Source organism: Sphingomonas daechungensis (genome assembly GCF_039543105.1).
GTDB classification, from domain to species: domain Bacteria; phylum Pseudomonadota; class Alphaproteobacteria; order Sphingomonadales; family Sphingomonadaceae; genus Sphingomicrobium; species Sphingomicrobium daechungense.
The window spans coordinates 849,108-863,467 of the sequence record NZ_BAABJC010000001.1 but is presented as its reverse complement, the minus strand read 5'-3'; the positions used below and the strand labels follow the sequence as shown (position 1 = coordinate 863,467).

The following is a 14,360-nucleotide window of genomic DNA, read 5'->3' as shown; positions in this document are numbered from 1 at the left end:
TCTCGCGCCCCGAGCTTGCAGGTCATGGAGCCCATCTGAATTGAGGCGGAGCTGCAACGTGGACGCAATCACCAAAACGGCACAGCTTCAGCTGACCAGACATGCACCCGAATATTGGCGCGTCACCATCAACAACCCCCCGCTCAACGTGATGGGCCGACCGATGGTGCAGGAATTCGAGCGCCTGATTGAGGAGATTGAGAGCGACCCGGTTCTCAAGGTCGTGGTCTTCGACAGCACGGTGGAAGGTTTCTTCCTCAATCATTCGGATTTCACCGCTCCGCTCGAAAGCCTCACCAGCCTCCCGCCCGGGAGGAGCGGTCTTCCCCCGTGGCCGGACTTCCTTGTTCGTCTGCCTCGCGCCCCGGTCGTTTCGATCGCGCTCGTCAGAGGCCGCGCAACCGGCAATGGAAGCGAACTCATACTGGCTTGCGACATGACCTTCGCCAGCCGTGAAAAAGCAATCATCTCGCAATGGGAAGTGGGTGTCGGAATGGTTGCCGGCGGAGGTCCCATGGCTCGTCTGCCGGCATTGATCGGGCGCAACCGGGCCCTTCAGGTCCTCCTGAGTTCGGATGATTTCCGCGCCGATCAGGCCGAGGCATTCGGTTATATCAACCATTCTCTCCCCGATGCGGAGCTTGAGGCCTACGTGGATCGCCTCGCGAAGCGCATCGCGGGTTTCGACAAATGGGCGATCGGCGAGACCAAGCGACTGGTGAACACCGGGCTTGCGCCCGACGTAGAGCTCGGCGCCGGCTGGGATTCCTGCATCAATTCGATTGGTCGGGCGAGCACCCAGCGATCGATCAAAGCCCTGATTGCCGAGGGGTTTCACGCGCCCGGCGAGGTGGAGGACCACCTCGGACAATATATCGGCGATCTCAATCCCTGAATATGCACATGAAGAGCGAGCCAGCATGCCTCTTTCTGAAGCTGGCGCCCTATTGGCGCTTTCTGTCCAGCTCGCCGGCTTCCCGGCTGTCGGGACGACATTGATCTGCTCGCCGCAGACCCCGGTCGCGGACGAACAAGCGGCCGCAGTCGACGAGCCGGGTCAAGGTACGCGCTCGAAGGGCCCCGCGGCCCCTGCAACGGGGCCACTGTCGCCGCACGCGGTCGCTGCAGCGCGTCCCGAGGAGATCCGGTTCGAGCCGTTTGCCGCATTCCCGGCGGGCGCCGAGATCGCGAAAGTGGTGGGCAACCCCGCTGCGCCTGGTCCCTATGTCGTTCGGGTGAGAGTAGGCGCCGGGGTTAAGCTCATGCCCCACGTGCATCATGAGGATCGGATCTACACGGTCATCTCGGGAGTCTTCTACATCGGTTTCGGGTCGCGTTTCGATCCGGGCAAGCTCCAGGCATTTGGGCCGGGGAGCGTGATCGTTCTCCCGCGCGATACGCCTCACTTCCACAGGGCAAGATCAGGCACCTATGTAACCCAGGTGACGGGGACCGGCCCGCTCAGCCTCGACTATCTCTGTGCCGCAGACGATCCTCGAAACCATGGGGATAAGAGCAGCGGCTGAGGGATGGCCTTCAAGGCTGGTCGGCGGCCCTCGCTTCGGACGCAATCGGCCTCACCGGACTTGGGCCGGCAGTTCCCGAACGTCCCGCGGAAAACGCGCACCCTCCAAAGGTGTCGGGGACACCAAAGTGCAATCGCCTGGACCGGGGGGAGACGGCACAAAGGGCAGCATCAACCTCCAGGAGGTCTGCCTGAGCCGTGGGCCTGACGCCAAGTCACGCGTGGTGTGCAGCCCGGCCGGCCGAACATCAACCTTCTGCACAGAAGCGGAGCCAGTCATGGACAAGCCCAAGATCGCAATCGTCCTCAGCACGACCCGTTCGGAGCGCTTTGCGGACAAGCCTGCCGCGTGGATCAGCGAACTCGCCGATGCGCGGGGGGACATGGCCGTGGAGATCGTGGATCTGCGCGACTATCCGATGCCGTTCTTCGACGAGCCGGCGTCCAGCGCCTGGGTGCCGTCCGAGAATGAGGTTGCTCAGCGCTGGCAGAAGACCGTCGACGGGTTCGATGGGTTCATCTTCGTGACCGCCGAATATAATCGTGGTCTGCCGGCAGTACTTAAGAACGCCCTCGACTATGCCTACACCGAGTGGAACCGCAAACCCTTCGCCTGCGTCGGCTATGGAAGCGTCGGCGCGGCGCGCTCGATCGAGCAGTTGCGGCTGAATTGCATCGAACTGCAAATGGTCCCGACGCGGACCGGCGTGCACATCCAGGGCGCCGACTTCTTCGACGCCCTTCAGCAGGGCCGGGACCTTCGAACGATCCCCTATATCGAGCAGAATGCCATCGCGATGCTTGATGAGCTCTTCTGGTGGGCATCAACGTTGAGGGCGCCAAGGGTTCAGCTCCAGGCCGCTTGACGACCCCGGGGTCACACCTCTGCCCGGCCGATCAGCCGGCCGGCAGGGCTGCAATGAGTTCGGCCGTGTTGACGATGGCATGTGCGAAGGTTGGGCCATTCAGCTCATGCGCAGCGTGCATCATGTCGCGCGAAACGGCGGCGGTCGCGTCGCGAACCAGCGTCACGTGATAACCAATCTCCATTGCACAGCGTGCGGTGGATTCGATGCAGGTGTTGGCCAGGAGGCCAACGATGATGACATGCGTGATGCCCCGTTGCCGCAGTTGCTGGTCGAGGTCGGTATTGGCAAAGCCGCTCTGGGCCCAATGCTCCTTGGCGACGATGTCGCCGGGCCGCGGCGCAAGATCCGGATACCAGTCGCCTCCCCATTCGCCGCGCGCGAAGCTGTGGCGTTTCATGATCGCAAGGTGCGTCGGATTGGGAAACGCCCAATCCTCATAGTCGCCCGGCTCCCAGCGCCGGTGCGGCGCGATCGCCACCTGTATCCCGGCCTCTCGAACGGCCGTGTCGATCGCTTTCAGATTTGCGATCAGGTTCACTTCGTCGGCAACTTCCCGGACTCGCGGCCACACCTTGCCGCCCTCGGCTAGGAAGTCGTTGTAGGGGTCAACGAGGAGCAGTGCGGTCGTCTCTTTGCGGTAATCGGGAACGCGGGACATTTTTCACCTCCGGCGGGGGATAGGCGGGATCAGTTGCGGAGCGCTGCGCGCTCGATGCTCGCTGCGAACAGCGGCGTCTCACCCTGATTGTGAGCGATCGACATCGGCTGGCGCTGGGTCCGGAAGACTTCGAACGGAATGCCCTGGCGATCGAGCAGGGTCAGCATGTCCTTGGTTGCGAAGGACATGACGTGGTTTGTGAACTCGCAGCGGCCATCGTCCAGCGCCTTGACGCTCAATTCCCAGACGACTCGAATGATCGTTCGACCTGAGGGCGTGAAGACGTCCGAGTTCGATTCTAGGACGAGGTGATCGGGCTGGGCGAGCTTCTCGACATAATGTTGCACCATCAGGCTGCCGCCGATGATTTCGACATTGATCGACATCCGGGTGCCGTCGGGCGCGGTCGTGAAGCCGGCAGCGACATGCGCCGGGGAGCAGCCCTGGTACTCGAGATCGGGGAGCGCGAACGCCCAGGCGGGGATGTCGATCTTCTCAATCGGTGCGTTAATGATTGCAGTGAAACTGGAATCGACGATCTGATGGTCGTTCATGGCCTTGGCCTCCGGAGTGGACGTTGCCGGGCCCTGCGGTTCGAGCCGCGGCCCTTGAGGCTCAGGAAGTAAGCGTGGAGGCCGAAGGCGAGTATTGCGCTTTGGTGTCGGGTTTGAGCGAACCTGCAGAACTCAATCGACACCTTGGTCTGATGTCATCGCGCGGGCGATGATGCCAAGGCTGAGGTCCATGTCGCTGAGGAGGCCGAGCATGCCATTCGTCACCGTTCAATTGACCCGCGAGGGCACAGAGCCCGGTATCGATCGGACCACGCCGGAGCAGAAGGCCGCCATATTCCACGGAATGAGCCAGGTGCTGTTGGATGTTCTTGGCAAGCCGCACGACTGGACCTGGGTCGTCATCCAGGAAGTGGAGCCCGACGATTGGGGCTGGGGCGGAATGCCCGTGATGCAGTATCGCGCAAGTCTGGCAAGCAAGAGCGCAGGATAAGTTTAGCTGCGATGGGCCGCGAGGTTACCGACTTCCTCAAACGCTTGGGGATCGAGCTTCCGATCATCCAGGCGCCGATGGCCGGTGTCTCGAGCCCGGCGATGGCGGCCGCGGCAAGCAATGCGGGAGCGCTGGGCTCGATCGCCGTCGGCGCGGCCGACGCAGACGCGGCCGCCTTAATGATCGGAGCCGTTCGCGCCTCGACGGGCCGGCCGTTCAACGTCAATCTCTTCTGTCATCGTCCGGCGCGCGTGAGACCGGAAGCAGAGAGCGACTGGATCGAACTCTTCCGCTCGCAATTCACGGCTCTCGGCGCATCGCCGCCGGTCCGGCTTCGCGAAATCTACCGAAGCTTTCTGGTCGACGACGAGATGCTCGGCATGCTCGTCGACCTCAAGCCCGCGATCGTCAGCTTCCATTTCGGACTTCCCGGCAGGCACGCGCTCGACGCGCTGCGCGATACCGGCGCGTACCTGATAGCCACTGCAACCAGCCCCGCCGAGGCGCGGGAAATAGAATCCGCGGGCGTGGACGCGATCGTCGCGCAGGGATGGGAGGCGGGCGGGCACCGCGGCTGTTTCGACCCCGACGCGCCCGATGCGCGGGTTGGCATGGCGGAACTGACTGCGCAGCTCGTTCGCGAGGTGAATGTGCCGGTGATCGCGGCCGGCGGCATCATGGACGGGGCCGGCATCGCCAAAGTGCTCGAGCTCGGGGCCGCGGCGGCGCAGCTCGGCACGGCCTTCGTCGGCTGCGCGGAGAGTTTCGCAGATACGGGGTATCGCCAAGCCCTTTGCGAAGCGGGCGTGCGCGGCACGATCATGACGCGGGTGATTTCGGGCCGGCCCGCGCGCTGCCTCGCCAACAGGTTTACGGCAATGGATGCGTTGGTGCCGGCAGCCGCTGTGCCCGATTATCCTCGCGCCTACGATCTCGGAAAGGCGCTCAATGCAGCGGCAGCCGCTCGCGGAGACTTTGGCTTTGGCGCCCAATGGGCGGGTGAAAGTGCGGCGCTCGCGCGCTCGCTTCCGACCGCCGCATTGGTCGAGGCGCTCGCCGTAGAACTCAAGGAGGCGCAGCAATGATTGGCGAACCAAGCCAGGTGATAGGCCGGCCGCTGTTCCGGATGCAGCTTTCGATCGGGACGATCATGACCATCGGCGGGCCTCCGGGAAACCAGACCCGTCTTGCAACCATCGCCGGCGGCACCTTCGAGGGCGACCGGCTGCAGGGTGTTGTGCGCGCGGGCGGCACCGACTGGCAAAGGGTACGGGCGGACGGCTCGGTGCTGCTGGATGCGAGGATTGTTCTCGAGACCCACACGGGCGCACTCATCGCCATGTCTTATATGGGCATCCGAACCGGCCCGCCGGACGTCATGGTAAGCCTCGACCGCGGCGAAATCGTCGACCCGCAGCGTTATTATTTCCGCATCATGCCAACGTTCAGCACCGCAGACACGGCGCTGGACTGGCTCAACCACATCATCGGCATCGGCGTCGGCGATCGCCTGCCGGAGGGGCCGACCTATGCGGTTCACGAAATCCGTTAAGGGAAAGGGCATGCCTGGCCCGAGGGTTCATCGCGGAACGACGTATCAGTGGGCTGGAATGGCCGGCCTTCGCATCTTCTATCGCGAGGCCGGTCCGCGCGACGCCCCGACGCTCGTCCTGCTGCATGGCTATCCGTCCTCATCGCGCATGTACGAGCCGCTGCTTCGCCGGCTCTCGGAGCGGTTTCGTCTGGTCGCCCCCGACTATCCGGGATTTGGCCACAGCGATGCGCCGCCGCCTTCGGACTTTGCCTATACATTCGACCATCTGGCCGAGACGATGTCCGCACTTCTCCACGGCCTTGGCATCGACCGCTATGTGCTTCTCATGCAGGATTATGGAGGACCGGTCGGATTCCGAATGGCCCTTCGTGACCCCAGGAAGGTGCTCGGCATCATCGTTCAAAATGCGAATGCCTATCGCGAGGGCCTCGGACCCAAATGGAAGAATATTGGGCGCTTCTGGGAAGATCCCGTTGAGCATCGCGAAGAGTTCGAAAGATTTGCATCGCTCGAAAGCGCCCGGCAGCGCCACCTAGGCAACAGTCCGAATCCGGAACGTTATGATCCCGACTTGTGGGTCGACGAATTCGCCTTCCTGTCGCGCCCCGGCCAAAGCGACATCCAGGCCGCACTTCTCGGCGATTACAGGACCAACGTCGAGGCCTATCCCGCTTGGCAGGCGTGGCTACGCACGCACCTACCGCCGACCCTCGTCCTTTGGGGTCGCTACGATCCCTCTTTCATCGTGCCGGGGGCGCTCGCCTATTGCCGGGACGTTCCCGATGCCGAGCTGCATCTGCTCGATGCCGGGCACTTCGCCCTCGACGAAGCGCCGGATGAGGTCGCCGGTCTGATCAGCAATTTCGTCGAACGAAGGATCGCAAATGCCGCCTGAAATGAGCGCCTAGCGCGCTGCCGCCGCCTGTTCGACGAGCGCGGCAACGGCGTCGGGATGCGAAACCATCACGACGTGCGAGGCGCCCGGAACCGCTATCACCCGACGCACCTGCGCGCGTTTTGCCATGAAGACGTGCGCCGCCGCCGGAATGTTGAGATCCGCGGTCCCGTAGATCGACCAGGAGCGGATGGTTCGCCAGGCCGGCTCCTGGGCTGCCTCGCCAAGCGCTGACCGGGCAATCGGGCGCTGGGTTGCGGCCATTGTTCTTGCCTGCGCTGCCGGAACATCGGCTGCGAATTGGTGGCGGAACCTGGACTGCTCGATGTACAGGTCCTCATCGCCTCCCGGCAGACGGACGCCCGGCGCCAGTGCCGAGCCGAGTGTCGAGCCTGGAAATTTGCCGCTCAAGCCAAGCGCGCTTTCGCCGGCCTCGGGCAGGAACGCCGCGACGTAGACGAGCCCGACAACCTTCTTACGGTCGGCGACCGGGTCGCTGATCAGCATTCCGCCATAGGAGTGCCCGACAAGCACTACGGGCCCATCGATCGAGCGAAGGAGAGCGCCAAGGCTGTCGGCATCGCGCCTGACCCCGCGCAATGGGTTGGCCGCGGCGATGACCCGGTAGCCGTCTTTTGACAGACGGGCGATGACTGCGTCCCAGCTTGACGATTCGGCGAATGCGCCGTGCACCAGGACGATTGTCGGGCGGGTTGCGGCTGAGTTCCGCGCGACCAGGCCGGATCCCGGAAGCAGGAGCCCGAGGGCAAGGCACAAATGCGCGATCATTCTGCGGATGGACATGGCGGAGCCCTCGCGGAAGATGGGGACAAGGTGCCGGGATGGTGGGGCCACCCCAGCGGATGCATCAGCGGAACGACCGGAAGCTCTCGCGCAGATCTTCGACCAGCAGCTGCGGTTGCTCCCATGCGGCGAAATGCCCGCCCTTATCGTGCCGCTTGTAGAAGACGAGGTTGGGGAAGGCCTTCCGCGTCCAGCTTTCCGGAGCCGTGTAGATTTCGTCCGGGAACGCGCTCACCGCCACGGGAAGAGTGACCCCTTTGGGCGCGAAGAAGGCAAGCTTGCTTTCCCAGAACAGTCGGCCCGACGAAAGGCCGGTCCTGGTCAGCCAGTAGAGCGTGATGTTGTCGAGGATGTCGTCCCGGGTGAGACCTTCGCGGCCGCCGTCGAACACCCGGTTGATAAGCTTCTGGCTCTGAGGATCATGATCGATCATCCAGGCCGCAAGCGCGATCGGACTATCGTCGAGGCCGTAGAGGGTCTGGGGGCGGGCGCCCATCTCAAGAGCATAACCGACCCGGTGCTTGTAGAAGAAGTCGAGCTGGTCCCACGCATATTTCTCGTCGCCGGTCAGCCCGGTTGGAGCCGGTCCCCCCGACAGAGCGGCGGAGATGTTGTCGGGAAGCGTTCCCGGCATGTTGGTGTGGATCGCAAGCAGGCCCTGCGGCTTCTGCAGCGCCATCTGCTCATTGATAGCGTCACCCCAGTCGCCTCCCTGGGCGACATATTTGCTGTAGCCGAGGCGCTGCATCAGGACTGCCCAGGCCCGGGCCACCCGCTGCGGGTCCCAGCCCAGTTCCGTTGGAGCGGCGGAGAAGCCGTACCCGGGAATGGAGGGGATGACGACGTCGAACGCATCGGCGGCCGTGCCGCCGTAGGCAGTGGGGTCGGTCAGGGACTTGATCACCTTCAGCTGCTCGATGACTGAACCGGGCCAGCCATGCGTGATGATCATGGGAAGGGCGTTCGGGTGCTTCGACTTGACGTGGATGAAGTGGATGTCGACGCCGTCGATCGTCGTGACGAACTGCGGATATTGGTTGAGGTTCGCTTCGGCCCTTCGCCAGTCGTAACCCGTCGCCCAATAATCGGCGAGCTTCTGCATCGTCTGCAGGCGGACGCCCTGGGTGTCGTCGTTCACCAGTTCGCGGCTCGGCCAGCGGGTCGCTCTCACCCGGCGCTTGAGATCATTGAGCGCTTCTTGCGGGGCCCTGAACTTGAACGGGCGGATCGCGTTTGCGGCCGGCTGCGCGCCGGCTCGCGAAACATCCGCCGCAGGGGCTCCGTCCGCCGCGGTGGCGGCCACCGCCTGGCCCCCGGCAATCGAGGGCAACAGAAGTCCGATCGAGCCGAGGAGGGTCGATGCTACAAAGTTGCGGCGTGGCATGATGGAAAGTGCGAAGCTCATGATGCTTTCCCTCCTTCGAGAATGACTGTGTCAGCCATTCACTTCGGCTGTCCCGGGAGCGAATGCGATTGGACGATGGTGTATAGATACTTTGGTCTTCAGGCCGTGCGGCCCTGGACCTCCGACCCACGTCTCGACCCCGCGAGGATTGCCAGGACCGCCGCAACAGCCAGTGCCGCCGCGCCGAGGCCGAACAGGAGCCGGTAATCACCTCCCGACCAGTTGTAGATCAGCGACATGCCGTAGGCGCCTGTTGCCTGGAAGATCGCGAAGCTTGCCGTGGCCTTGCGCCATGCCCCGGCCTGCGCTGCCGGATGGTGGCGGAGGATCTCGTGCGTTCGTCCAAGGACGATGGGCGCAATACCGATCGTACACGCTCCTACGAGGGCACTGGAACAGATCAGCAGCAGTGCCGAACTGCCGAAAGCGGGCAAGGCAACGGACAAGGATTGAAGGATGAGAGCGCCGATCAGGGTCGCTCTGGCGCTCCAGCGGTCGACAGCATGGCCGGCGACAATTGGCCCGAGGAGCGCTCCCATGCCGAAGAGCGTCCAATAAGCGGCGGCGCTGGCAAAGCCCTGGTGAAGTCCCCGCGCGATGAAATCCGCAAGGAACAGCATATGGGGGACCAGTCCCAAGGCGTTGAGCCCGTAGGCCAGGTACAGGCCGCGCAACTGCAAAGGGGACGACCGCGAACGGCGAAGCGCTGACGGCGGAACCGCGAGCGCGGGCCGCCAACCCGTCCAGCCGAGAAGCGTGAAAAAGGCGGCAATGCCTCCCAGCACCGCCCAGGTTTGCACCAGCCCGACGCTGATGAGCAGCGGCACGAGGGTGCCGGAAAGGGCAATGCCGAAGCCGATTCCGACAAAAATCCCTCCGGTGACCAATCCACGGCGGGCCGGCGGAACGTGCACGATGATGGTAGGTGCGGCGAGCACCATCACCAGTCCGCCCGCGACGCCCGAAAGGGTTCGCCACGCGAAAAACCAGGCCGTCCCCAGCTGCAGGGCGCAGGCGAGCAGCGATATGCTTGCGACGGCGGTTGCCCCGCGTATAACCCATCGCGCCGTCAGTCGCCCCGCCGCGGCATGCGCGCCAAGAACGCCGATCAGGTAGCCGGCAAGGTTTGTGGCACCAAGATAAGCCGCCGTGCCGGCAGCGAACCAGCCGTGGCCGACGAGCGCCGGGAGGAGCGGCGTATAGGCGAAACGCGCAAGCCCGATGCTGACAAGGCTGGCGCAGAAGCCCGGCAGCGCCAGACGCCACAAAGCGGAATTCAGCCGCTCCTGCTGTGGGATCTGGTCGGCGCCGGCGACCATCGGATCGGAGCTGGAAATGGCGGACTCAGCCGGCGAGTTGTGCGACCTGCTCGCCAAGGTTCAACTCGGTCTCCGAACGGCTCTGCAGGCCATTCTCAAGCAGTTTCTGGATGCGGGCTCGGGTCTGCGGTCTCGCCGTCGACTTGAAGAACGCGTCGATCGCCGGCGGAAAGACGTCGTCCGCCGGCAAGGTCACCTCGTCCACCAGCCGCTTGGTGGCAACCAGCGCTTCCTTTTCAAAACCTGCAATCCGCCGGGCCAGTCGATCCACGAAGCTATCGAGCTGCGCATCGGGGAGTGCGCGGTTCACATATCCGTAGCGCTCGGCGAGCTGCCCGGGAAAGTCGTCGGCGCCAAGCACCACTTCAAGCGTCCGGCCGCGGCCGATCAATCCACCAAGCCGGGCCATTGGGTTTGCGCCCGGGACGGCACCGGCGCCCACCTCGAACTGGCCGAGGACAGCCTTTTCGGCGCTTGCGAAGCGAAGGTCGCAGGCGAGCGCGAACTCGCTTCCGGCCCCACGAGCGCGGCCGCGGATGGAGGCGATCGAGACGACCGGCGCGCGGCTGAGGCGCGCAAGCACGTCAAGCCAGGGGTGCATGCCGGTCGGCCCTTTGGGCATTGCGGCCGTGCGCTCCTTGTCGGTGAGCACATCCCAGTGGGCGAGGAAGAAATCGGGATCGCGACTATCAAAGACAATCACCTTCACCTCGGGACCGCTCTCAAGGCTTGAGATGAGCGCGGAGAGTTCATCGATCGTCTCAGGGTCGATGAGGTTGATCGGTGGGTTTTCGAAGGACGCCCGGAGATAGCCGGGGGCCTCGACGCGGATTTCGATCTGTTTGGTCATCCTGTCCTCCAGCGGAGTTCAATCAGTGACCAGCGGCCTGGCCGCCGTCGACATGGATGGACTCCCCGGTCACGAACTCCGCACCTTCCAGGTAAAGGACGGCGTTCACCACCTCGGCGATTTCGCCGAGCCGTCCGACCGGATGCAGGGCGGCAAGCGCCTCGTGCGTTTCGGGAGCATGCATCGGCGTGTTGATCACGCCCGGGGCAACGGCATTCACGCGGATGCCGCGACCTGCATATTCCACGGCCAGACTTTTGGTCGCCGCGGCGATGCCGCCCTTCGACAGCGAAGCGAGGGCCGACGGAACTGCCGACAGCGGATGGTCGATGAGTGCCGTCGTGATGCTGACGATGTGGCCTGATTGCCGGTCCCGCATTGCCCTGAGGGCCGCCTGGGTCGTGTAGAAGAAGCCGTTGAGGTTGGTTGCAACGACGCGCTCGTACTGCTCAGCGCTGTACTCATCGAACGGCCCGGCAAGAAAGATCCCGGCATTATTGACGAGGGTATCGACCCTCCCGAAACGCTCGAGGGCCTCCCGGATGATCTTGGGGCCGGTCTCCGGAGCTCCGATGTCGCCGGCGACGTTGAGGATATCGGGATCGCTGGACGACGCGATCGACCTTGATGTCGCGACGACCCGGTAGCCAAGAGTGCGATATGCGCGAACGAGCGCTTCACCGATGCCTTGCGATCCGCCGGTGATGACGGCGACCTTCTGTTCGTTTGCCACGAGCTTGCTCCTGTTTTTTCTGGGTGAGGTGCCCTGGTGAGTAGATGCGAGAGTCAGTCGATCCGGAGGCTCTGCTCCATCGCGTAGCACTGGTCCCAAATGTAGACGTCGAAGCCTCCGAGCCTCGACTGCCACTTCGGGCTGACGGCGTTGACGCACTGCACGACGACCCGGTCGATGTAATTGTCGAACACGGCCCACGGGTTGGTGAGATCTAATGGATCGATCTCCTTCCCGAGTTCGGTCGACTTCAGCGCCGACTGGGCGGCCGCTTTCACGTCGGCCATGAACTCGAGCTGCGTGCGGACATCGTCGTGGGTGCCGACGCGACTGACATGACCCCCGACGAGGGTGTTGAACGGAACCCGATCGATCTCGGCGACCTGCGCGAAATAGCCGGGCACATCCTGCGCAAGGGCAAAGCGGCGCCACGGCATCCAGCCGGGGAATATGACATCGATGACCATCAGCACGCGCTGCTCGGGCGCGTAGATGAAGATGTTGCCGGGCTCGTGCGCAACGCCGTGGTAGCTGAGCTCGAGCCGCTGGGTTCCGAGCTTCAGGCTGTACCGATCCTTGAAGGTGACCGTCGGAAGAGGTCGCTCAGGGTCGTTGTCACGAGCCAGCAGCCGACGCGTTTCCTCATGGGCGATGATGATCGGGTGCCCGCCAAGTTCGGTGACGCCGCCAATGTGATCCTTGTGCGAGTGACTGTAGATGACGTGGGTGACGGGGAGCGACGTGACCTCCGCAATCGCCGCCCGAATATGCTTGGCGTAACCGGGCGGTGCGTCGACCACCACCACGCCGCGTTCGTAGACGAGGAACATGGACTGGTAGGAATTGTCCGTGACCATGTAGAGACCGCGGCCAAGTTCCTGCAGGCGGTAGCCCGTGGCCGGGTTGACCGCGGGCGCACCGGCGGATTCCGGCACCGGAAGATAGCGATCGGGGCGAACGCCGATCGGCGCGAGCGGCGGCATGTTCTGATAGGGCGTTCCCGCCTGGCCCGAGGGGGCCTGGGCATAGGCAGGGACGCTAGGACCAGCGGCAACCGAGGCCGATGCGAGGAGGACGGCAGCGACATTGGCCGCCGCCCGGACGTGGGCTCTATGCCCGAACTTGCGCGAGGATCCGCCGGTCATGTCTTGCTCCCTTGAAGAAGTGTCGGGAGCAGAGATAAGCAGTCGTGCGGAAAGGTCGGATTGGACGATGGTATCGTGGATACCATCGTATGCTCTAGCCCCTGCGATAGCGTTCCGCCGGCTCGCTTCGGGAAAGGTTGGGAAGCAAGGCGGTTCGAGCGGCGTCGAACGCCTCCCACTCGCTCGCATCGGGAAGCGATGGAATCGTCACGAACTCGCCTTGGTCGAAGCCGCTCAGGGCCGCGTCGACGACGTCCTCCGGCCTCATGACGATGCTCGCGGGCAATGCACGGACGGACGATCCGGACGCGTCCCAGAATTCGGTTGCCGTTGCGCCGGGCAGCACGACCTGGACCTTCACGTCAAAAGGCGCGAGTTCATGGTGGAGCGACTGGCTCAGCGCCAGCACATAGGCTTTGGTCGCACCATAGACGCCATTGAGGATGGTTGGTGCCACGGCCGTGATCGAAGCCATGTTGATGATCGCGCCTCGCCCGCGTTGCGCAAAGGCCCGGGCGGCCGCGTTCGCGAGCATGGTGACAGCGCTCACATTCAGCTCGATCATCTGCTCCATGATCTCGGGGTCGGACTCCTTGAGCGGCGCGGTAGAGCCAAACCCCGCATTGTTAACGAGCATCTCGATGCGGGAATCCTCTGACAGGCGTTGGGCGAGCTGCCTCCGGCCATTCAAATCTGAGAGATCAACGACTGCAGGTTCGACGGCGCTTCCCGTCTCGCGCTCCAGTCTTGTCGCAAGCGTGGCAAGCCGCTCATGATTGCGCGCGGCAAGGAGGAGGTCCCACCCGCGCCTCGCGAGCCGGTCTGCGTAAATGGAGCCGAGGCCGGAGGAAGCGCCGGTGATCAACGCAACGGGCTTGGCCATCATAAAGCTCCTGCAATGGTCTCGAGGTCTTGCTGCGGTCCACTTCGCAGCAAAGCCATGCTCGGGAAGCGTGTCAGCACCGCGCAACCTTCCGGTCCGAATGACCATTCGGCACTGCCGCCAAGCTCCTGGACCAGGCCGGCGATGACCGACTGTCCGCGGCCTGCAGCCGGATTGAGGGGAGGCCGGCCCGTGTCACGAACCAAGCATCTGAGTTCGCCACCCTCGTGCGTGACCTGCACGAAGATTTCACCGCCTGAATCGCGCAGGCCATGGCGCGCCGCGTTCCGGATGAGTTCGGCGACGACGAGCCCGATGCGCCAGCAGGTCTCGCCGGCCATCAAATGGTCGGCCGTGTCCAGCACGAGGAATATGCCTCGCTGCGCGAGCATCGCTGTCGAGAATTTCAAACAGATCTGACCGAGATATTCAGCGATATTGACCTCGCTGCCCTCCCGCGGCGGGCTGAGCACCCGATGGAGTTCGGCGTGCTCACGGAGGCGGTCCGCGACATTGGCAATCTCGGACCTGGTCGCGCTGTGCCGGCTTCGCGCGGCGGCCACGGAGAGGGACGCGATGGCTTCGGTATATTCGTTCAGCACGCGATGATTGATTTCCTCAATCAGGTTCAAGGATCGCCGCGGGATCGACGTGCCGATACCAGTTGCAAGCATGCCTTGTTCTCCGTTGGACCCACTCCCCTGGTCGGCGGGC

General features: G+C 63.9%; 17 protein-coding genes. 7 read left to right on the top strand and 10 right to left on the bottom strand.

Features of this window, described 5'->3' with window-relative positions:
- Nucleotides 1–58 precede the first annotated feature (58 nt).
- The 3 genes from ABD928_RS04535 (at nucleotide 59) to ABD928_RS04525 (ending at nucleotide 2,391) form a co-directional block, all read left to right on the top strand.
- Nucleotides 59–895: an enoyl-CoA hydratase/isomerase family protein gene (locus tag ABD928_RS04535; protein WP_345166526.1), complete on the top strand. Its 837-nt coding sequence runs from the start codon at nucleotides 59–61 to the stop codon at nucleotides 893–895.
- Between the two features lie 25 nt (nucleotides 896–920).
- A complete protein-coding gene (locus ABD928_RS04530) occupies nucleotides 921–1,526 on the top strand; it encodes a cupin domain-containing protein (RefSeq protein WP_345166523.1) in 606 nt (201 codons plus the stop codon).
- A 277-nt stretch (nucleotides 1,527–1,803) separates the two neighbouring features.
- A complete protein-coding gene (locus ABD928_RS04525) occupies nucleotides 1,804–2,391 on the top strand; it encodes an NADPH-dependent FMN reductase (protein ID WP_345166520.1) in 588 nt (195 codons plus the stop codon).
- Nucleotides 2,392–2,422: 31 nt separating this feature from the next.
- Here ABD928_RS04525 and ABD928_RS04520 read toward each other — a convergent pair whose 3' ends face one another.
- Both ABD928_RS04520 and ABD928_RS04515 read right to left on the bottom strand, forming a co-directional pair.
- Nucleotides 2,423–3,052, bottom strand: a complete 630-nt coding sequence (locus tag ABD928_RS04520) for a cysteine hydrolase family protein (protein ID WP_345166517.1) — start codon at nucleotides 3,050–3,052, stop codon at nucleotides 2,423–2,425.
- Nucleotides 3,053–3,081: 29 nt separating this feature from the next.
- Nucleotides 3,082–3,606 (bottom strand): hypothetical protein, encoded by a 525-nt coding sequence (locus ABD928_RS04515; RefSeq protein WP_187714598.1) that lies wholly within the window; start codon nucleotides 3,604–3,606, stop codon nucleotides 3,082–3,084.
- Between the two features lie 211 nt (nucleotides 3,607–3,817).
- Here ABD928_RS04515 and ABD928_RS04510 point away from each other — a divergent pair, with 211 nt between their 5' ends.
- The 4 genes from ABD928_RS04510 to ABD928_RS04495 are packed head-to-tail and all read left to right on the top strand — an operon-like array spanning nucleotide 3,818 to nucleotide 6,507.
- Entirely contained in the window at nucleotides 3,818–4,057 is a 240-nt protein-coding gene (locus ABD928_RS04510; RefSeq protein ID WP_187714597.1) for a tautomerase family protein, read from the top strand.
- Nucleotides 4,058–4,068: 11 nt separating this feature from the next.
- Nucleotides 4,069–5,142, top strand: a complete 1,074-nt coding sequence (locus tag ABD928_RS04505) for an NAD(P)H-dependent flavin oxidoreductase (RefSeq protein ID WP_345166513.1) — start codon at nucleotides 4,069–4,071, stop codon at nucleotides 5,140–5,142.
- Nucleotides 5,139–5,609 (top strand): DUF3237 domain-containing protein, encoded by a 471-nt coding sequence (locus tag ABD928_RS04500; protein ID WP_187714595.1) that lies wholly within the window; start codon nucleotides 5,139–5,141, stop codon nucleotides 5,607–5,609. The genes ABD928_RS04505 and ABD928_RS04500 overlap by 4 nt, the downstream gene beginning before the upstream one ends.
- A gap of 10 nt (nucleotides 5,610–5,619) precedes the next feature.
- A complete protein-coding gene (locus tag ABD928_RS04495) occupies nucleotides 5,620–6,507 on the top strand; it encodes an alpha/beta fold hydrolase (RefSeq protein WP_187714594.1) in 888 nt (295 codons plus the stop codon).
- 9 nt (nucleotides 6,508–6,516) lie between these two features.
- Here ABD928_RS04495 and ABD928_RS04490 read toward each other — a convergent pair whose 3' ends face one another.
- From ABD928_RS04490 to ABD928_RS04455, 8 genes are all read right to left on the bottom strand, one after another.
- Complete coding sequence (locus tag ABD928_RS04490) at nucleotides 6,517–7,311, bottom strand: alpha/beta fold hydrolase (RefSeq protein WP_187714593.1); 795 nt, start codon at nucleotides 7,309–7,311, stop codon at nucleotides 6,517–6,519.
- Nucleotides 7,312–7,375: 64 nt separating this feature from the next.
- On the bottom strand, nucleotides 7,376–8,716 hold the full coding sequence (locus tag ABD928_RS04485) for an epoxide hydrolase family protein (protein WP_345166508.1): 1,341 nt from the start codon (nucleotides 8,714–8,716) through the stop codon (nucleotides 7,376–7,378).
- Nucleotides 8,717–8,814: 98 nt separating this feature from the next.
- On the bottom strand, nucleotides 8,815–10,092 hold the full coding sequence (locus ABD928_RS04480; protein ID WP_345166505.1) for a YbfB/YjiJ family MFS transporter: 1,278 nt from the start codon (nucleotides 10,090–10,092) through the stop codon (nucleotides 8,815–8,817).
- Entirely contained in the window at nucleotides 10,061–10,885 is an 825-nt protein-coding gene (locus tag ABD928_RS04475) for an enoyl-CoA hydratase/isomerase family protein (RefSeq protein WP_345166502.1), read from the bottom strand. Before ABD928_RS04475 ends, ABD928_RS04480 begins: the two co-directional genes overlap by 32 nt.
- A 22-nt stretch (nucleotides 10,886–10,907) precedes the next feature.
- A complete protein-coding gene (locus ABD928_RS04470) occupies nucleotides 10,908–11,618 on the bottom strand; it encodes an SDR family NAD(P)-dependent oxidoreductase (RefSeq protein WP_187714591.1) in 711 nt (236 codons plus the stop codon).
- A gap of 53 nt (nucleotides 11,619–11,671) precedes the next feature.
- Complete coding sequence (locus tag ABD928_RS04465; protein WP_223276310.1) at nucleotides 11,672–12,763, bottom strand: MBL fold metallo-hydrolase; 1,092 nt, start codon at nucleotides 12,761–12,763, stop codon at nucleotides 11,672–11,674.
- A gap of 94 nt (nucleotides 12,764–12,857) precedes the next feature.
- Entirely contained in the window at nucleotides 12,858–13,646 is a 789-nt protein-coding gene (locus ABD928_RS04460; protein ID WP_317617541.1) for an SDR family NAD(P)-dependent oxidoreductase, read from the bottom strand.
- The gene (locus ABD928_RS04455) at nucleotides 13,646–14,320 is read right to left on the bottom strand and encodes an ATP-binding protein (protein ID WP_187714589.1); all 675 of its coding nucleotides are present in this window, start codon (nucleotides 14,318–14,320) and stop codon (nucleotides 13,646–13,648) included. The genes ABD928_RS04460 and ABD928_RS04455 overlap by 1 nt, the downstream gene beginning before the upstream one ends.
- Nucleotides 14,321–14,360: the final 40 nt, after the last annotated feature.